This window comes from Facivitalis istanbulensis, assembly GCF_040560405.1.
In the GTDB taxonomy this organism is placed as follows: domain Bacteria; phylum Pseudomonadota; class Alphaproteobacteria; order Sphingomonadales; family Sphingomonadaceae; genus Sphingomonas; species Sphingomonas istanbulensis.
Map to the genome: position 1 here is coordinate 54,095 of NZ_JAVSCQ010000004.1, position 17,085 is coordinate 71,179.

A 17,085-nucleotide genomic window follows, 5' to 3' on the forward strand; every position below is an offset into this window, starting at 1 on the left:
GCGGGGGCAGAGCCGCATCCTGAACCCCAAGCGCTTTCTAACTCCGGTCGCTGCAACGACCGGGGCTCTACAGAAAGGCGGATGTCCTTCGCCTTCGATACCTATACGCCAGGAAGGTCAAAATTTCAATTCCGACGGGGAATGGCGAACGACGCTTCGCATCGTATCAAACGATACCCTTTCGCTCGATTTCCCGCTAAACGCGAGGCCATCTCAGCATTGCCATGCGGCCCGTAGCGCGCCTCAACCCGCGCCGTGTCGCCCGACCGGAATTTGGACCTATGACCTCTGCCGTTACCGCCGACGCGCGCAAGACCATGAAATCGCTGTACCGCGCGCCCGAGCCGGATGTGCTCAAGCCGCTGCTCGACCGTGCCGCCGCGACCCCGGACGCGCGCGAGCGGATCATGGGCCATGCCTCGGGGCTGCTCGCCGATCTGCGGGCGGCGCAGAATCGTGGCTGGGTGAACCAGTTCCTGCAGGAATACCGGCTCAACTCGTCCGAGGGCGTCGCGCTGCTCAGCCTGGCCGAGGCGTTCCTGCGCGTCCCCGATCCCGAAACCGCCGACCTGCTGATCGCCGACAAGCTGGGCGAGGCGGACTGGCGCGCGCATACCGGGCGTTCGGCGTCGAAGCTGGTCAATTCGGCCACCTGGGGCCTCGTCGTCGGTCGCGCGCTGGTGGGCGAGGGCGAGGCGGGGCCGCTCAAGCGGCTGTTGTCGCGCGCGGGCGAGCCGTTCGTGCGGCAGGCAGTCGGCGCGGCGATGCGGATGATGGGCGAGATCTTCGTGATGGGCCGCACCATCGAAGAGGCGATGCGCCGCATGAAGAAGCCCGAGAACAAGGGCTTCACCGCCAGCTTCGACATGCTGGGCGAGGCGGCGCGGACGCACGAGGATGCCGAGCGCTATTTCGACGCCTATGTGAAGGCGATCGACGCGGTCGGGTCGGACCCGGCGGCGGGGCATTCGGTGTCGGTCAAGCTGTCGGCGCTGCACCCGCGCTACGAACTGCCGCGCGCCTATGAGTGCGTGCCCGCGCTGACCGACATGCTGGCGCAGCTGGCGCGGCAGGCGGCGGACAAAGGCATCGCGCTCACCGTCGACGCCGAGGAGTCCGAGCGGCTGGAGATGAGCCTCGACATCATCGGCGGGGTCGCGGCGCTCCCGGCGCTTAAAGGTTGGGACGGGTTCGGCATGGCGGCGCAGGCCTATGGCAAGCGCGCCCGCGCGGTCATCGCCTGGGCCAACGGCCTCGGCCGAATCATGAACGTCCGTCTGGTCAAGGGCGCCTATTGGGATAGCGAGATCAAACGGACGCAGGTCGAGGGGCTGAACGACTATCCGCTGTTCACCCGCAAGGCGGCGACCGACGTCTCCTATCTGGCGGTCGCCAAGGACATGCTGGCGGCCGAGAATATCCGCCCGGCCTTTGCCAGCCACAATGCGCTGACCGTCGCGACCATCCTGGAATGGGCGGGCGATTCCCAGGACTTCGAGTTCCAGCGGCTGCATGGCATGGGCGATGGCCTGTACGAACGGCTGGTGCGCGAGCAGGGCTATAAATGCCGCATTTATGCGCCAGTCGGCGGGCACCGCGACCTGCTGGCCTATCTGGTCCGGCGCCTGCTGGAGAATGGTGCGAATTCCAGCTTCGTTCACCAACTCGCCGATGCGCGGCTGACCGAGGCGGAGATCCTCGCCGATCCGGTCGCCAAGATCGCCGCCGTGGGCGGGGCGCGGCATCCGAGCATCCCGTTGCCCATCGATCTGTTCGCGCCGGGGCATCGCAACTCGACCGGCATCGACCTGAGCGACATCGCGACGCTGGATGCGACGGCGAAGGCGGTGGCCCTACCCGCCGTGACGCCGGTCGCCGAGACGGCGGACGTGACAGCGCTGGTCGCGCGCGCGCATGCCGCGTTCCCGGCGTGGAACGCGACGCCGCTCGACACCCGTGCGTCCGTGCTGGAAAAGCTGGCGGACCTGCTGGAGCAGGATCGCGAGCGGCTGATGGCGATTCTGGTGCAGGAGGCGTTCAAGACCATCCCCGACGCGATCGGCGAGGTCCGCGAGGCCGCCGATTTCTGCCGTTACTATGCGCAGCAGGCGCGGATGCGACTCGGCTCGGTCGAACTGCCGGGACCGACGGGGGAGCGCAACACGCTGCACCTCGAAGGGCGCGGCGTCTGGGCGACGGTCGCGCCGTGGAACTTCCCGCTGGCGATCTTCCTGGGGCAGACGGTGGCGGCGCTCGTCACCGGCAACACCGTCGTCGCCAAGCCCGCGCCGCAGACCCCCGCCATCGCTCAAGCCGCGGTCGAATTGGCGTACCGCGCGGGCGTGCCGCGCGACGCGCTGCTGCTCGCGGTCGGCGGGCCGGCGGTGGGGCAGGCGCTGACCGAGGATCACCGGATCGCGGGCGTCGCCTTCACCGGATCGACCGCCACCGCCAAGCGGATCGCGCGGACGCTGGTGGCCGATGACGACCGCCCGATCGTGCCGCTGATCGCGGAGACTGGCGGGATCAACGCGATGATCGTCGATTCGACCGCGCTGCCCGAACAGGTGGTGGCGGACGTCATCACCTCCTCCTTCCGTTCGGCGGGGCAGCGTTGCTCGGCCTTGCGGCTGCTGCTGGTGCAGGCGGACGTAGCGGACAATGTCATCGCGATGCTGAAGGGTGCGATGGACACGCTGGTCCTCGGTCCCACCGGCAACCCGGCGACCGATGTCGGGCCGGTGATCGACCAGGCGGCCTATGACAAGCTGATGGCCTATCGCGCGTCGATGGTGGCCCGGACCGTTGAGACGCTCGATGCCCCGGCCGAGGGGCTGTTCGTGCCGCCGACGCTGATCCGGCTCGACCGGGTGGAAGACCTGACCCAGGAATGGTTCGGTCCGATCCTGCACGTCGCGACCTGGGACGCGGGCACGCTGTCGGAGACGATCGCGAAGGTGAATGCCAAGGGCTATGGCCTGACCATGGGGCTGCACAGCCGCATCGCGCGCGCGGGCGAGGTCGCCGAGAGCGAGGCGGCGGTCGGCAACCTCTATATCAACCGCTCGATGATCGGCGCGGTGGTGGGCAGCCAGCCCTTTGGCGGCGAGGGGCTGTCGGGCACCGGGCCGAAGGCGGGCGGGCCGCATTACCTGTACCGCTTCTGCGCGGAACGGGCGGTGTCGGTGGACACGACCTCGGCGGGCGGCAACGCGACGCTGCTGTCGCTGGACGAAGGCGGGATCTGAGGCGGGACGCGATCCTCCCTCTCCGGGCGGGAAAGGGAGGATCGCCTTGCTCAGGCCGGTTGCGTCGGGGGATAGGGCATGACCATCGTCCCGTCCGGCGCGGCGGTGTAGGTGGTCTGCGTCGGGTAGGGGATCGAAATCCCCTCCGCCGCGAACCGCTTCATCAGCGTGACGAGCACCCGGTTGCGCAAGTCGTGCGCGGTGGCCCAGTCGTCACCCGGCACGTCGAATTGCAGCGCGAAGTCCAGGCTCGACGCGCCGAACGTCTCGAACCCCGCGCGCGCCACGGTGCCGCCCTCGCTCTCGACGATCTCGGTCAGCAGGGCCGGGATGCGCGCCAGCGTGTCGGGCGGGGTTTCATAGGCGACGCCGATGGTGAACGACAGCCGGACATGGTCGCGCACCGTCGTATTCTGGATTTCCTTGTCGAGCAGCTGGCGGTTGGAGATGATCCGCAACTCGCCGGTAAAGGCCCGGATGCGCGTCGATTTCAGTCCGATCGACTCGATCACGCCGCTGGTATTGCCATAGGCGATCTTGTCCCCCCGCCGGAACGGCCGGTCAAAGATGATGGCGAGCGCGGCGAACAGGTCGCCGAAAATTCCTTGCGCGGCCAGACCGATGGCGATGCCGCCGACGCCCAGACCCGCGACCAGCCCGGTGACGTTCACCCCCAGATTGTCGAGCACCACGACCAGCGCGATCGCGAACAGCACGACCGTCACCAGCAACCGGATCAACCCCATCGCGGACAGCAGTGCCTCGCCCGAATAATGTTCGGACTGGGTGCGATGCTCGATCGCGCCGAGGATCAGTTCGCGTGCCCAGATCGCGGCCTGGAAGGTGCTGGCGATGGTGAAGAAGAAGCTGATCGTCTTGGCGACTTCGCCCGGTGCCCCCGCATAGCCGGACACCAGTTGCGCGGCGAGCGTGACGATGAAGAAGCTGTTGGTCCGCGCGATGGCATGGCCGATGATGACGCCCCAGCCACCCGCGAAACCGGGCTTGCTGCACAGCCGGTCGCCCAGCTTGCGCACCCAGAGCAGCGCCAGCACGATGGCCGCGCCCACGCCGATCGCGATCAGCACCTTCAGCCAATAGTCCTGCACCCAGACATAGGTCGCGTTGATCACCTGTCCAGCCTGATCGGGAATTTGGGTGCCGTCGAAGATCGGCGTCTTGGCCGAGTGATTGCTCGTCGCCATGGGGACTCCTGGAAAAGGGAAGCGGTCAGGCCGCCTTGGTGGCCGGGGTTCCGGCTTCGAGAAACGCGATCAGCCCGCATTCGACGCGGCTCAACCCGGCGCGCGCCCGCGGCAGGCGCAGCGCCTTGCGGAACGCCGCCTGCCCGTCCTTGACGAGCGCGATCAGCGAGGGGTGGACATAGGATTTGCGCGCGATGGCCGGGGTGTTGCCCAGCTTCTCGACGACCGGCTCCAGCATCGCCTTCAGGCTGAGGTCCGCCTCGGCCAGCGCCAGCGCCTCGAACGCGGCGACGCTGGCGGCCCAGGTGCGGAAATGCTTGGCGGTGAAGTCGCACCCTGTCGCGTCACGGATATAGGCGTTGACGTCGGAGGAACTGACCGGGTTTGCTTCGCCCTCGGCATCGACCCAGGCGAAGAGATGCTGTTCGTCCAGATCCTGGCACCGCTTGACGAAGCTGGCGAGAGAGCGGTCGGTCAGGGTCAGGTCGCGCATCTTGCCCGACTTGCCGCGATAGCGCAGCCGCAGCGTGGTGCCCTTCACCTTGCCGTGCCGCTTGCGCAGCGTCGTCGCGCCGAAGCTCTTGTTGGTCGCGGCATAAGCCTCGTTCCCGACGCGCAGATGGCCGTTGTCGAGCAACCGGACGACGGCGGCGACCGCGCGCTCCTTGCAAAGCCCGCGCTTCCTCAGATCCGCCTCCACCCGCTTGCGCAAGCCTGGGAGCACATGGCCGAAGGCGGCGCAGCGTTCATATTTGGCCGCCTCCTGCGCCTCGCGGAAATCGAGGTGATAGCGATATTGCTTGCGCCCCTTCTCGTCCCAGCCGACCGCCTGGATATGCCCGTTGGCGCGCGGGCAGAACCATGCGTCGCGGTAAGCGGGGGGCAGGGCGATCCGGTTCAGCCGGTCGATCTCGCCCGTATCGGTGATGCGCTCGCCCTCTGGGCTCCAATAGGCCCAGTGACCGCGTACCTTCGTCCGGGTGATGCCGGGCCTGGTGTCGTCGCAATAGACTAATCGGATGGCCATCATTCTCCCTCGGATCGTCCTTGCAAATGCGTTGCCGGTCGCTTCGTTCCGTCGGGGGTGGAACGGCGGCCCGGATGGCGGGTTCTGAGGCTGCCAATCCCCCAACGGCATTCCCGACAGGAGTTTTCCATCATGGCCGATCTTTCCCAGGCACGCGTCCTGATGCTCGCCGCCGACGGCTTCGAGACCGTCGAACTGTTCGAACCGCGCAAGGCGCTGGAGGCGGCGGGCGCGACGGTGACGCTCGCCTCGCTCAAGGCCGATCCGATTCAGGGCATGGAGCAGGATATCAACAAGGGCGAAACCGCGACCCCCGACCTGACCATCGACGATGTCGATACCGATGATTACGACGCGCTGGTCATTCCCGGCGGCACCTGCAACCCCGACAAGCTGCGGCTGAACGAGCGCGCGGTCGAGATCGTCACCGAGTTTATGGAAGACGACAAGATCGTCGCGGCCATCTGTCACGCGCCGTGGCTGCTGGTCGAGGCGGATGTGGTCGATGGCCGCCGCATGACCGGCTATCCCTCGATTCGCACCGACATGACCAATGCGGGGGCCGAGGTGGTCGACGAGGAAGTGGTGGTCGACGGCAATCTGATCACCAGCCGCAATCCGCAGGACATTCCCGCCTTCAACGAAGCGATCCTGGCCGCGCTGCATGAAGAGCTGGCCGACGAGGATGAGACCGAGGAGGCGTGATCGGTTCCTTCCCGAGCGAGAGCTTGGGGAGGGCCGGCGCGCCGATCCCGTCACGGGACGATAACGGGCGTCGCATCCCGCCACCATGCGTGGCAGGATGCGGTGCCCGCTTGGTTTTGACAGGACACCCCCGATGCGTGTGATTCCGCTGCTCTTTCTCGGTCTGACCTCCGGCGTCGCGCTGGCGCAGGCCGCGCCTTCGCCCTTCATGGTCGGCGGGCGCGGCTTTGGTACGTTGCAGGACGCGATCGCCGCGATCGGCGATGGCGAGGGGACGATCCGCATCGCGCCGGGCACCTATCGCGAATGCGCGGTGCAGAGCGCGGGCCGCATCCGCTATGTCGCGGCGGAGCCGGGCAAGGCGATCTTCACCCGCATCGCGTGCGAGGGCAAGGCGGCGCTGGTGCTGCGCGGGCGCGGGGCCGAGGTGCAGGGCATCGTGTTCAGCCATATCGAGGTGGGCGACGGCAATGGCGCGGGCATCCGCATCGAAAAGGGGCCGCTGGCGGTCAGCGATTCGATGTTCCTCGACAGCCAGTCGGGCATCCTGTCGGCCGACGATCCCAATGGCGTGGTGACGGTCGACCATTCGACCTTTTCCGGCCTGGGCCATGATCCCACCGGCAACGGCGCGCATGGCATCTATATGGGCCATTATGGCCGTCTGCGCGTCACCGCCTGCCGGTTCGAGCGGGGGCAGGGCGGCCATTATGTCAAGAGCCGCACGCCCTATGTCGAGGTAATGGACAGCAGCTTCGACGACAGCCACGGCCATATGACCAACTATATGATCGACCTGTCCAATGGCGCAAAGGGGCGGATCGCGGGCAATGAGTTCGTCTTCGGCCGCGACAAGGACAATCACTCGACCCTGATCAGCGTCGCGCCCGAAGGGGCCAAGAACGACTCCACCGGGCTGATCGTCGAGAACAACCGCGCGCGGCTGGCGCCGGGGGCGGATTTCAAGCCGGTGTTCGTGGGCAACTGGTCGGGCGAGGCGATCGTCCTGCGCGGCAATATCCTGGGTGCCGGGATTACGCCGACCGCGCGGAAGTGGTGAGGTCGGCCTCGGCCCTGCCGCCACGGCGGCCGGGCATCTTCTGCCGCGCCTCGCGGGTCTTGCGCGACAGATAGGTGTCCAGCCCGATCTGCGCGGCCATCATCTGATAGAGGAAGGGGTTGAACGCGATCCCGACGAACGCCGCGCCCAGCATGTAGATCAGATGCGCATGCTGGAGCGCGCCGGCCAGCTGCCCGCCCCAGTGAAGCGGATCCTCGGGGCGGCGATAGCGGCGGCGCAGCGCCTCCATGCGGATCATCCCGGCGGCGTTGATGCCCAGCCACAGGAACAGCCCGACCCAGCCCTGTTCGCCCAACATCTCGAAATAGCTGCTGTGGTAGGCGCGGGCGCGGTCGGTGGCGCGGCGATTCTCGATCTTGGAATCGCGCGCCGAACCCTCGACCGAGGTCAGGTCATAGCTGACATTGTTCTGGAGATAGGCGTTGAACCCCCCGCCAAAGGGATGCTGGTTGGCATAGCCCAGCGTCCATTTCCACACCGCCAGCCGGGTGGAGGCGGACTCGTCACCCTTATAGGTGCGGATGGTGTTCATCCGCTGCGTATAGGAGGAGGGGAGCAGCGGCACCGCGATCATCCCCGCCGCCGCCAGCGCGCCGAGATAGAGCAGCCGCCGCTTGACGTCGCGCAGCATCAGCAGCGCGAGCAGCCCGATACAGAGCAGGCCGGTGCGCGCCGAGGTGCCGATGGGAATCAGCAGGCAGGCAAAGCTCAGCGCGGCGGCGAAGGCGGTGACCCGCCATTCGGGCCGGAAGATCGTGCCGAACCGCGCGAGCCAGATGATGACGGGGATGATCGCGACCGACACGGTCGAGATGATGCTGCCTTCGTACAGCCCGGCATTGTTGCTGACCATCAGGTTCAGCTCGCCATAGCCGCCGCCGCTGAACAGCGTCTTGATCCCGCCGACGATGACGATCGACCCCACCGACAGGATCATGAACAGCAGCAGCGCCTCGACCCGCAGCCTCGTCCGCAGGGTCAGCGGCAGGAAGACCGCGAAGGCCAGCGCCTTCCACACCCAGGCCCATTTCTCCCGCGCCTCCATCGGGAAGTCCGCGCCGAAAAAGGTCGTGACTCCGCAATAGACGAGCAGGAGCAGGATCGCGCCCTGCCGCGCGGTGAACACGCTGTCGCGCTTGTCATCGGCCAGCGCCCAGCCGCCGACCGCCGCGACCGCCGCGATCAGGGAGATCGGCACGGTGTTCAGCAGATAATAGGTCAGCCGCTGGGGCGAGACGATATCGATATAGATATAGGCCAGCACGAACAGGAAGGGCCGTCTCAGCCCCATCGCGAACAGGCTGAAGAGGAAACCGATCAGGAACAGGTCACGCATCGGGACGCTTTCGCCGGAACGGGTGGCGCGGGCCGTCCGTCTCGCTGTCCAGATCGCGACGCGTGAGCAGGCGCCAGGCGGCGAGCAGCATCAGGCCGTGCGTCACCACCAGGGCAAAGCCGTCGATCATCGCGTCGTCCCTCCCTTTCTGCGGCCAACCGTCCCGAACCCGGCCATGCCTGCCTATAAACCGCAGGTTGACGCGGCGTTAAGGGCTGGCATGACAGGGCGACGCCATGCGCATCCTGCATATCCTCGACCACGGTCTGCCGCTGCAAAGCGGATACACGTTTCGCACGCGCGCCATATTGAAGGCGCAGCAGGCGCTTGGCCACAGCGTGGCGGCGGTGACCGGCCCGCGACAGGGGCCGGGCGCGGGGCGGGAGGACCATGACGGGCTGGTGTTCCACCGGACGCCGGTGGCGGAGGGGGACACGGTCGGCGGCGGCCTGCGCGGCGAGGTGGCGGCGATCGCGGCGCACACCCGCGCGATCGCTGCGGCGGTAAAGACGTTCCGCCCGGATATCCTCCACGCCCATTCCCCCGTGCTCGACGCGCTGGCGGCGTGGCGGGTGGCGCGCCGTGCGAAATTGCCGCTGGTCTATGAGATTCGCGCCTTCTGGGAGGATGCGGCGGTCGGCAACGGCACGGGGACGGAGGGCAGCGCGCGCTATCGCGCCACCCGCGCGCTCGAAAGCTGGGCCTGTCGGCGCGCCGATGCGGTCGCGGTCATTTGCGAAGGCTTGCGCGGCGACCTGATCGCGCGCGGCATCGCGGCGGACAAGATCATCGTCTCGCCCAACGGGGTCGACCTGACCCTGTTCGGGCAGGAGCCGCCCCGCGACCCCGCGCTGGCCCGCGAACTGGGGCTGGAGGGGGCGGAGGTGATCGGCTTCATCGGCAGCTTCTATGATTATGAGGGGCTGGACGACCTGATCGCGGCGATGCCCCGGCTGGTGGCGGCACGGCCCCTGGCGCGGTTGTTGCTGGTCGGCGGCGGCCCGATGGAGGCGGCTTTGCGCGGGCAGGCCCAGGCCTCGCCCGTGGCCGACGCCATCCGCTTCGTCGGACGCGTGCCGCACCAGATGGTCGAGCGCTATTACGGGCTGGTCGACGTGCTGGCCTATCCGCGCAAGAAGATGCGGCTGACCGACCTGGTCACGCCGCTCAAACCATTGGAGGCGATGGCGCAACGCCGCCTGGTCGCCGCATCCGATGTCGGCGGGCATCGCGAACTGATCCGCGACGGAGAGACGGGGACGCTGTTCGCGCCGGACGATCCGGTGGCGATCGCCGATGCGCTGGCGGGGCTGCTCGCGGATCGGGGCGCCTGGGACAGGCGGCGCGCGGCAGGCCGGCTTTTCGTCGAGAAAGAACGCGACTGGGCGTCGAACGTCCGTCGTTACGAACCTGTTTACCAAAGCCTGCTAGGCCCTGGTACCACGATACGCCCATGACCTTCACCGCCACGCCCTCTTCCCATCGCTATTGGCCCGCACTTGTGGGCGGGGCGATCGGCGTCCTCATGGCCTTTCTGGTTCTGATCGCCCCCGGCTGGCGGCTGGAGATGCTGGTCGGGCAACTGGGGCTGGGCGATGTGATCGCGGCCGCGCGCCCGCCGCTGGGGCTGAAGGCCCGCATGCTCCTCGCCTGTATCGCGGGTGGCGGGGCCGGCGCGGTGGTCTGGGCCGCGGCCTATCTGCTCTGGGGGCCGGGCGGCCTGCTGGGACAGCGCGCCGCGCCGCAGGATGCCGACGCGGAGGGGGAATATATACCCTCGGTCCGGCGCTCGGATCGCCACCCCGACGCGCCGCCGCGCCGTCCGCTCCACGCCGCCGAACTGGGCGCGCCGCCGCCGCCGCTGCCTGCTGTGCCGGCCACGCCGGTCGGGGAGGAGGACACGGTCGAACGCACGCTGCCCGCCGATCTGGACCAGCCATTGGCGGCCTTCGATCCGGAGGCCATCCTGTCCACGCCGCGCGAGCCTGTTCGTCCCGCGTCCCGCCCCGGGTCCCACCTTGCGCCCGAGCCCGGTCCGATGCCCATGCCGCCGATGCGCGAGCCGGAACAGCCCGAACAGGGGGCCGCCCTGCCGCTGCCCGATCGTGACGAGTCGATCGAAACCCTGCTCGAACGGCTGGAGCGCGAGACCGCCCGCCGCAAGGCGCGCCGGTTCGACTGACCGGCCGCGTCAGGTCCGGGTGAGGCCGGCGCGGCGACTCATATGGGCCGCGCGCTCTTCCTCGTTTTTAACGGAAAGGCCGCCAGTGGCGCCTCCCATTCTTTCCGGCCGGGACACCCCGCCGTCGGGCCTTTGGCCTGCGACCTCGTCTCGCGGGGGAGGAGCAATGGACTCCCCGGAATAGCGGGGAGCTCGCGGGCCCCTATGATACGAAAAAAGGCCCGTCCGGAGCGATCCGGGCGGGCCTTTTCGCATCCCGAAAGGGCGGACCCGGAAGCCCGCCCCTGAAAAGGCGTTACGCCGCCAGGTTGCGCAGCACGTATTGCAGGATGCCGCCGTTCAGGAAATATTCCAGCTCGTTGACGGTATCGATGCGGCACTTGGTCAGGAAGGTCTCGGTCGAGCCATCCTTGCGGCCCAGGATCACTTCGACATCCTGACGCGGACGCAGGTTCGCGACATTCTGGATGGTGAAGGTCTCGGTGCCGTCCAGCTTCAGCGTCTCGCGGGTCACGCCTTCGGCGAACTGCAGCGGCAGGACGCCCATGCCGACCAGGTTCGAGCGGTGGATACGCTCGAAGCTCTCGGTGATGACCGCGCGCACGCCGAGCAGGTTGGTGCCCTTCGCCGCCCAGTCGCGCGACGAGCCGGTGCCATATTCCTTGCCCGCGACGATGACGAGCGGTGTGCCGTCCGCCTTGTGACGCATCGCGGCGTCATAGATCGGCATCACCTGACCCTCATACTGGGTCATGCCGCCCTCGATCCCCGGCACCATCTCGTTCTTGATGCGGATATTGGCGAAGGTGCCGCGCATCATCACGTCGTGGTTGCCGCGACGCGCGCCATAGGAGTTGAAGTCCTTCTTGGCGACCTGATGCTCCTGCAGGAAGATGCCCGCCGGGCTGTCGGCCTTGATCGAACCGGCCGGGCTGATGTGGTCGGTGGTGATCGAATCGCCCAGGATGGCGAGCGGCCTGGCCTCGATGATGTCGGTGACGGGCTTCGGCGTCATCTCCATGCCCTCGAAATAGGGCGGATTGGCGACATAGGTCGAACCCGACGGCCAGGCATAGGTGTCCGAGCCGGTCACCTCGATCGCCGACCATTTGGCGTCGCCCGCATAGACATTGCCGTAGCGCGAACGGAACATCTCGTCATCGATGTTCGCGTCCATCAGGCTGCGGACTTCCTCGTTCGAGGGCCAGATGTCCTTCAGATAGACGTCCTGGCCGTCCTTGCCCTGGCCGATCGGCGTCTCGCGCATGTCCTGCGTGACGGTGCCCTTCAGCGCGTACGCGACCACCAGCGGCGGCGAGGCGAGGAAGTTGGCGCGCACGTCGGGCGACACGCGGCCTTCGAAGTTGCGGTTGCCCGACAGGACCGAGGCAGCGACGATATCGTTGCCGTTGATCGCCTTCGAGATCGGCTCGGCGAGCGGCCCCGAATTGCCGATGCAGGTGGTGCAGCCATAGCCGACCAGGTTGAAGCCGATCGCGTCGAGATCGGCGGTCAGGCCCGCCTTGTCGAGATAATCGGTGACGACCTGGCTACCCGGCGCAAGCGAGGTCTTGACCCAGGGCTTGGGCTTCAGGCCGAGTTCGTTCGCCTTGCGCGCGACCAGACCGGCGGCGACCAGGACGCTCGGGTTCGAGGTGTTGGTGCAGCTCGTGATCGCGGCGATCACGACGTCGCCATCGCCAATGTCATGGCCACGATCGTCGACCGCGACGCGCGCCGGGGCGTCCTTCTTGTACACCTTGGCGAGGTCGGCGTTGAACACGTCGTCCACCTCGGTGAGGACGACCTTGTCCTGCGGGCGCTTCGGGCCGGCGAGCGACGGCACGACCGTCGCCATGTCGAGTTCCAGCGTGTCGGTGAAGACGGGGTCGGCGGCATCGTCATGGCGCCAGAAGCCGTTCGCCTTGGCATAGGCCTCGACCAGCGCGACATTCTCGTCCGAACGCGCGGTCAGGCGCATATAGTCGAGCGTCTTGTCGTCGATCGGGAAGAAGCCGCAGGTCGCGCCGTACTCGGGCGCCATGTTGGCGATCGTCGCACGGTCGGCGAGCGTCATCGACGACAGGCCGGGGCCGTAGAACTCGACGAAGCGGCCGACCACGCCCTTGGCGCGCAGCATCTGGGTGATGGTCAGCACCAGGTCGGTGGCGGTGATGCCTTCCTGGAGCTTGCCGGTCAGCTTGAAGCCGACGACTTCGGGGATCAGCATCGATACGGGCTGGCCGAGCATCGCGGCCTCCGCCTCGATCCCGCCGACGCCCCAGCCGAGCACGCCCAGGCCGTTGATCATCGTGGTGTGGCTGTCGGTGCCGACCAGCGTGTCGGGATAGGCGATCGCCGCGCCGCCCTTTGCGTGTTCGCCGGTCTCGGTCGAGGACCAGATGGCCTGGCCGATATATTCCAGATTGACCTGGTGGCAGATGCCGGTGCCCGGCGGCACCACCGAGAAATTGTCGAGCGCCTTGGAGCCCCACTTGAGGAACTCGTAACGCTCCATGTTGCGCTGATATTCGAGGTCGACGTTATCCTCGAACGCCTGCGGCGTGCCGAACTCGTCGACCATGACCGAGTGGTCGATGACGAGGTGGACGGGGACCTGCGGATTGATCTTGGCCGCGTCGCCGCCCAGCTTGGTGATCGCGTCACGCATCGCGGCGAGGTCGACCACGCAAGGGACGCCGGTAAAGTCCTGCATCAGCACGCGGGCCGGGCGATACTGGATCTCGCGGTCCGAACGCTGCGTCTTCTGCCAATCGACGATCGCCTGGATATCCTCGCGCGTGACGGTCTTGCCGTCCTCGAATCGCAGCAGATTCTCCAGCAGCACCTTCATCGAGAAGGGCAGGCGGCTGATGTCGCCGAGCTGTTCGGAAGCCTTGGCGAGGCTGTAATAATCATAGGTCTTGCCCCGCACGTCGAGCGTTGAGCGGGTGTTCAGGCTGTCCTGGCCTATCGCAGTCATGGGCGTCCCTTCTTGGTCGAGCCTAGCACGCCCGGGGGACACGGCAGCATGCAGCCGCGAGCAGGCGCGCCGGGGATAGATCCGGTTGACCGGCGCGCCTTAGCAAGGGGTTGGCGTACAGGGAAGGGCGTCGCGGTATCGAAATCCCGGCAATTGCCCGACGAGTATCGGCGATCGGTTGCAAGTTGTGGGTTTTGCGTGGAACAGCTTGGTCAAATGACGGGTTGAGTCGCCATTAGTGGAGAGTTGCCCATGTGCATGACTGCCCCGATCTTCTCCGGCACATGGATTGCCCATGCCATGACGATGCGGCGTGGCACCGCGCCGGACCACATGTCGGGCGGCTTGAATGGGGCGGGTCCGACGGGTCGGACCTCGGCGTGGCGGCGGCGACCATGACGGCGAACCATCGCGAGCGGGGTCAGGGGGAGCGGATCGTCGCCGTCGGGCTTCTGACCCAGCGTGACCTCGACGTACTCGGCACGGGCTTCCGCCGCTCCTTCCCCGTCCAGCAGGATACGCCGTTCGAGGATCTGTTGCGCGCGCTCGATACATTCGAGATCATCAAAGGCCCCGGCAAGCCGCAGTAACGCTGGCGACGCCAACCACGCCAGCGAACCGGGCCAGCGAACCGGGCCAGCGAACCGGGCCGGTCTTCGCCCGTCCCGGCCTACGCCGCCCGACCGGGCGTAGCGGCCAGGCCGCCATTTCCCTCCTGCGACAGGCTGGTCGGCCATCTGGTCAGGCCGATCGATTCCCGAATCGGTCCGGTTTGCGTCCGGCGACGGTGGGATGGGTTGGCGAAAGGGCCTTCTCCCGGCTAGGGACATCGCCATGCGTCCGCGAATGTCGATCGGCGTAGCCGGAAAGTGAAATGATCCCCGAACGTTTCCACCTTTTGACCCGTCGCCATCGCGAGTGCCTGCGGGGCGTGAAGGCATTGAAGGGCTCCAAGGAAATCGCCGCCGAACTGGGCCTCGGGAAATCCACCGTCGACAGCTATCTGGCCGAGGCCGTCCGCCTGCTCGGCGCGCGCAATCGCCGCGAAGCCGCGCTCGCGCTTGCCGAGTTCGAAGCCGATTCGACCGACGAAGATGCTGGGGAGACGGTTGAGTATTCTGACCAACTGTCTGAAATCGAAGAAAACTCGGACCCCTATAAAATCATACCCGATTCTACGGGGCTGGTTCCGCCCGCCGCTCCGGTGACAGAGACGGTGGCACCGGATGGGAGTACGGTCGGCGGGGTGGTGCAGGGCGGCCATGCCCACGTATCGCCCCGCTTGTCCCTACCCATCCGGCGGCCGGGACAGACCCGCAACGACATGGGAGTGACCGAAAGGCTGCTCTGGGTTCCCACCATCGCGATCGCTCTCGCCATCGGCTTCGGCATGTTGGCGACCGGCCTCGATGTGATGACCCGCGTGATCGGGCGGCTGTCTCATATGGCCGGGTGACCACCACTCCCCCGACCCCGCCGGGGCGGGGGACCGCGACCGGAGCATGAGGCAATGACGACCGAGCATGAAGCGGCTGTTCAAGTGACACAGCTCTTGTGGAAATTGGAAAAAGAACTGGACGCGGCCTTCGCCACGGCCGGCGAACTGGCGACGGCGTTGCCACGTGCGCGGACCGCGGCCCGTCTGTCGGCGGTGGTCGGCCAGCATGCCTTTGAAGCGTTGAGCCAGACGATGCTCGCCATCGGTCATGCCCGCGGCCATGCGGTGCAGAGCCACCGGGTCCTCGACAAGGTCGGCAAGACGATCGGTTTCGACGCCGACGATTATGGCGACAATCGCCCCAAGCCGCCCGAAGTGGCTGGTGCGCTGACCGCGCTTCCGCTGCGCGCGGCGGCCTGATCGGACCGGGCTCGGCGTGCTTCATCGAATTACCACAAGACGGGGCACGCCTTGACCCATATCTATGTCTTCAATCTGGTGCAGGGGCTCATCTGCCTCTGCGCCCTGTGGCTGGGAGGATGGCCGGAACGTTGGACGGCCATCTTTCTTCTGGGGGCGTCGGTCGCGACGATCCTGTTGCCGTTCGATCCCTCGCGCAGTTTCCGGACGGTCGAGACGCTGGAATTGCTGATCGACGTGTCGCTGATGGCGGGGCTGATCTCGGTTGCCCTGCTCGCCAATCGGTTCTGGCCGTTGTGGCTGACCGCGCTGCATCTGCTGGCGATCGGGATCCACGGGGTGAAGGGATTCGACACCGCGCTGGTGCCGTGGATGTATGCGGCGGCGGGCGGCAAGATCGCCTATCCGATGATCGCGCTCCTCGCGATCGGAGTGTTGCGTCACCGGCTGCGGCTCGCGCGCTATGGGCGTGATCCCGACTGGACGCTGCCATGGCGTGGCTATGGCGTGGGCCGTGGCGAGGTGACGCATGACCGCGTCTGAATTGCGTCTCCTCCATTGGCCTGAAGAGGATCGGGCGCGCTTTCACCATTTCGTGAACGTGCTGGGCGATTTGCAGGCGCGGGTGCAGGCGATTTCGGGGGAACTGGGCGGCGTGCCGGTACCACGAGTGCCCCGAGCGCCGACGCCGCAGGAATGCGCGCGGATGATCCTGGCGCATCGGCGTGATCTGCGCACATTGGCGGGGGCGGACGGTGACATGTTCAGCGATCCGGCCTGGGAACTCCTGTTGACCGTGTTTCAGTCCGAGGTTCGGCTGGACGATATGGCGTTGCTGACGACGGCGGGCTTTTCGTTGGAGGCCCGCGCGCCGCGTCGCTGGATCGCGATCCTCGAGCAACGCGGCTGGCTCACGCGCGAAGACGGCAAGCTGGTGCTGGGCGAACCCGGCGCCGTCCTGCTGGCGCGCTATTTCGACGGACTTTGACCCGCCGCCACCGCCTACGGATTCGCCGCTACGGCTTGGGCGCGTGCAACTCCTGAACGCCCCAGGGGTTCAATCCGAACCGATGGGAAGGCGAGGAGACGGCGACATGGTCGATGATACGCAAAATGGCGGTGGTGCGGGTTCGGCAGGCGGTGACCGGGGCGCGGCCCGTTTCACCGAAAGCCTGAAAGGCGCGGGCGAGGCGATCCAGGCTTCGGGCCGCAAGATGGCCGAGGGTGGCTCGGCGGTCACGCTCAAGATGCTGGAGCAGGCGGAATCCAATGCGCGCGAGGCCTTTGCCGCGATGCGCGCCGCCGCCTCGGCCAGTGATCTCTCGGACGTGATGCGCATCCAGTCCGACTTCCTGCGCGAACAGGGCAATCGCGCCATGGCGCAGGCGCGCGAGATCAGCGAGATGATCGTCCAGTTCGGGCGCGACGCGATCGGTGGCGCTCGCGGCCACGAGTGACGT

At 67.2% G+C, this 17,085-nt stretch carries 16 protein-coding genes; 11 read left to right on the top strand and 5 right to left on the bottom strand.

Annotated elements, in window-relative coordinates; genetic code table 11:
• Positions 1 to 317 precede the first annotated feature (317 nt).
• A complete protein-coding gene (locus RN629_RS04115; RefSeq protein ID WP_407034168.1) occupies positions 318 to 3,248 on the top strand; it encodes an L-glutamate gamma-semialdehyde dehydrogenase in 2,931 nt (976 codons plus the stop codon).
• 50 nt (positions 3,249 to 3,298) lie between these two features.
• On the opposite strand, the gene RN629_RS04120 is transcribed toward RN629_RS04115, so the two are convergent.
• Together RN629_RS04120 and RN629_RS04125 are read right to left on the bottom strand one after the other, a co-directional pair.
• Entirely contained in the window at positions 3,299 to 4,453 is a 1,155-nt protein-coding gene (locus RN629_RS04120; RefSeq protein ID WP_407034002.1) for a mechanosensitive ion channel family protein, read from the bottom strand.
• A 25-nt stretch (positions 4,454 to 4,478) separates the two neighbouring features.
• Positions 4,479 to 5,480, bottom strand: a complete 1,002-nt coding sequence (locus RN629_RS04125; RefSeq protein ID WP_407034003.1) for a DNA topoisomerase IB — start codon at positions 5,478 to 5,480, stop codon at positions 4,479 to 4,481.
• 132 nt (positions 5,481 to 5,612) lie between these two features.
• Between RN629_RS04125 and RN629_RS04130 the strand changes: the two genes are divergently transcribed.
• Together RN629_RS04130 and RN629_RS04135 are read left to right on the top strand one after the other, a co-directional pair.
• Positions 5,613 to 6,185: a type 1 glutamine amidotransferase domain-containing protein gene (locus tag RN629_RS04130; RefSeq protein WP_407034004.1), complete on the top strand. Its 573-nt coding sequence runs from the start codon at positions 5,613 to 5,615 to the stop codon at positions 6,183 to 6,185.
• A 133-nt stretch (positions 6,186 to 6,318) separates the two neighbouring features.
• Positions 6,319 to 7,245 (top strand): right-handed parallel beta-helix repeat-containing protein, encoded by a 927-nt coding sequence (locus tag RN629_RS04135; protein ID WP_407034005.1) that lies wholly within the window; start codon positions 6,319 to 6,321, stop codon positions 7,243 to 7,245.
• On the opposite strand, the gene RN629_RS04140 is transcribed toward RN629_RS04135, so the two are convergent.
• Both RN629_RS04140 and RN629_RS04145 read right to left on the bottom strand, forming a co-directional pair.
• Entirely contained in the window at positions 7,220 to 8,602 is a 1,383-nt protein-coding gene (locus tag RN629_RS04140) for a putative O-glycosylation ligase, exosortase A system-associated (protein WP_407034006.1), read from the bottom strand. The genes RN629_RS04135 and RN629_RS04140 overlap by 26 nt on opposite strands.
• Positions 8,595 to 8,732 (bottom strand): hypothetical protein, encoded by a 138-nt coding sequence (locus RN629_RS04145; RefSeq protein WP_407034007.1) that lies wholly within the window; start codon positions 8,730 to 8,732, stop codon positions 8,595 to 8,597. The genes RN629_RS04140 and RN629_RS04145 overlap by 8 nt, the downstream gene beginning before the upstream one ends.
• A gap of 106 nt (positions 8,733 to 8,838) precedes the next feature.
• Between RN629_RS04145 and RN629_RS04150 the strand changes: the two genes are divergently transcribed.
• Both RN629_RS04150 and RN629_RS04155 read left to right on the top strand, forming a co-directional pair.
• Entirely contained in the window at positions 8,839 to 10,059 is a 1,221-nt protein-coding gene (locus RN629_RS04150) for a TIGR04063 family PEP-CTERM/XrtA system glycosyltransferase (protein WP_407034008.1), read from the top strand.
• Complete coding sequence (locus RN629_RS04155) at positions 10,056 to 10,784, top strand: hypothetical protein (protein ID WP_407034009.1); 729 nt, start codon at positions 10,056 to 10,058, stop codon at positions 10,782 to 10,784. Before RN629_RS04150 ends, RN629_RS04155 begins: the two co-directional genes overlap by 4 nt.
• Positions 10,785 to 11,079: 295 nt before the next feature.
• Here RN629_RS04155 and acnA read toward each other — a convergent pair whose 3' ends face one another.
• Positions 11,080 to 13,767 carry an aconitate hydratase AcnA gene (acnA, locus tag RN629_RS04160; protein ID WP_407034010.1) on the bottom strand — a complete coding sequence of 896 codons (2,688 nt, stop codon included), beginning with the start codon at positions 13,765 to 13,767 and terminating at the stop codon, positions 11,080 to 11,082.
• A 284-nt stretch (positions 13,768 to 14,051) separates the two neighbouring features.
• Between acnA and RN629_RS04165 the strand changes: the two genes are divergently transcribed.
• The 6 genes from RN629_RS04165 to phaP all read left to right on the top strand — a co-directional run bounded on the left by RN629_RS04165 (position 14,052) and on the right by phaP (position 17,082).
• Complete coding sequence (locus RN629_RS04165) at positions 14,052 to 14,357, top strand: hypothetical protein (RefSeq protein WP_407034011.1); 306 nt, start codon at positions 14,052 to 14,054, stop codon at positions 14,355 to 14,357.
• Between the two features lie 284 nt (positions 14,358 to 14,641).
• Positions 14,642 to 15,223, top strand: coding sequence for a helix-turn-helix domain-containing protein (locus RN629_RS04170; RefSeq protein WP_407034012.1), 582 nt, complete (start codon positions 14,642 to 14,644; stop codon positions 15,221 to 15,223).
• Between the two features lie 84 nt (positions 15,224 to 15,307).
• Positions 15,308 to 15,625 carry a hypothetical protein gene (locus tag RN629_RS04175; RefSeq protein WP_407034013.1) on the top strand — a complete coding sequence of 106 codons (318 nt, stop codon included), beginning with the start codon at positions 15,308 to 15,310 and terminating at the stop codon, positions 15,623 to 15,625.
• 51 nt (positions 15,626 to 15,676) lie between these two features.
• On the top strand, positions 15,677 to 16,168 hold the full coding sequence (locus RN629_RS04180) for a hypothetical protein (protein WP_407034014.1): 492 nt from the start codon (positions 15,677 to 15,679) through the stop codon (positions 16,166 to 16,168).
• Complete coding sequence (locus RN629_RS04185; protein WP_407034015.1) at positions 16,155 to 16,613, top strand: hypothetical protein; 459 nt, start codon at positions 16,155 to 16,157, stop codon at positions 16,611 to 16,613. Before RN629_RS04180 ends, RN629_RS04185 begins: the two co-directional genes overlap by 14 nt.
• Before the next feature lie 106 nt (positions 16,614 to 16,719).
• Entirely contained in the window at positions 16,720 to 17,082 is a 363-nt protein-coding gene (gene phaP / locus RN629_RS04190; protein ID WP_407034016.1) for a TIGR01841 family phasin, read from the top strand.
• Positions 17,083 to 17,085 lie beyond the last annotated feature (3 nt).

What these genes read in the sequence shown, in the direction of transcription:
- RN629_RS04155 (WP_407034009.1), top strand. Translation starts at nt 10,056, where the DNA reads ATGACCTTCACCGCCACGCCCTCTTCCCATCGCTATTGGCCCGCACTT.
- RN629_RS04140 (WP_407034006.1), bottom strand. Translation starts at nt 8,602, where the DNA reads ATGCGTGACCTGTTCCTGATCGGTTTCCTCTTCAGCCTGTTCGCGATG.
- RN629_RS04150 (WP_407034008.1), top strand. Translation starts at nt 8,839, where the DNA reads ATGCGCATCCTGCATATCCTCGACCACGGTCTGCCGCTGCAAAGCGGA.
- RN629_RS04125 (WP_407034003.1), bottom strand. Translation starts at nt 5,480, where the DNA reads ATGGCCATCCGATTAGTCTATTGCGACGACACCAGGCCCGGCATCACC.
- RN629_RS04145 (WP_407034007.1), bottom strand. Translation starts at nt 8,732, where the DNA reads ATGATCGACGGCTTTGCCCTGGTGGTGACGCACGGCCTGATGCTGCTC.
- RN629_RS04130 (WP_407034004.1), top strand. Translation starts at nt 5,613, where the DNA reads ATGGCCGATCTTTCCCAGGCACGCGTCCTGATGCTCGCCGCCGACGGC.
- RN629_RS04120 (WP_407034002.1), bottom strand. Translation starts at nt 4,453, where the DNA reads ATGGCGACGAGCAATCACTCGGCCAAGACGCCGATCTTCGACGGCACC.
- RN629_RS04115 (WP_407034168.1), top strand. Translation starts at nt 318, where the DNA reads ATGAAATCGCTGTACCGCGCGCCCGAGCCGGATGTGCTCAAGCCGCTG.
- acnA (WP_407034010.1), bottom strand. Translation starts at nt 13,767, where the DNA reads ATGACTGCGATAGGCCAGGACAGCCTGAACACCCGCTCAACGCTCGAC.
- RN629_RS04185 (WP_407034015.1), top strand. Translation starts at nt 16,155, where the DNA reads ATGACCGCGTCTGAATTGCGTCTCCTCCATTGGCCTGAAGAGGATCGG.
- phaP (WP_407034016.1), top strand. Translation starts at nt 16,720, where the DNA reads ATGGTCGATGATACGCAAAATGGCGGTGGTGCGGGTTCGGCAGGCGGT.
- RN629_RS04170 (WP_407034012.1), top strand. Translation starts at nt 14,642, where the DNA reads ATGATCCCCGAACGTTTCCACCTTTTGACCCGTCGCCATCGCGAGTGC.
- RN629_RS04135 (WP_407034005.1), top strand. Translation starts at nt 6,319, where the DNA reads ATGCGTGTGATTCCGCTGCTCTTTCTCGGTCTGACCTCCGGCGTCGCG.
- RN629_RS04165 (WP_407034011.1), top strand. Translation starts at nt 14,052, where the DNA reads ATGGATTGCCCATGCCATGACGATGCGGCGTGGCACCGCGCCGGACCA.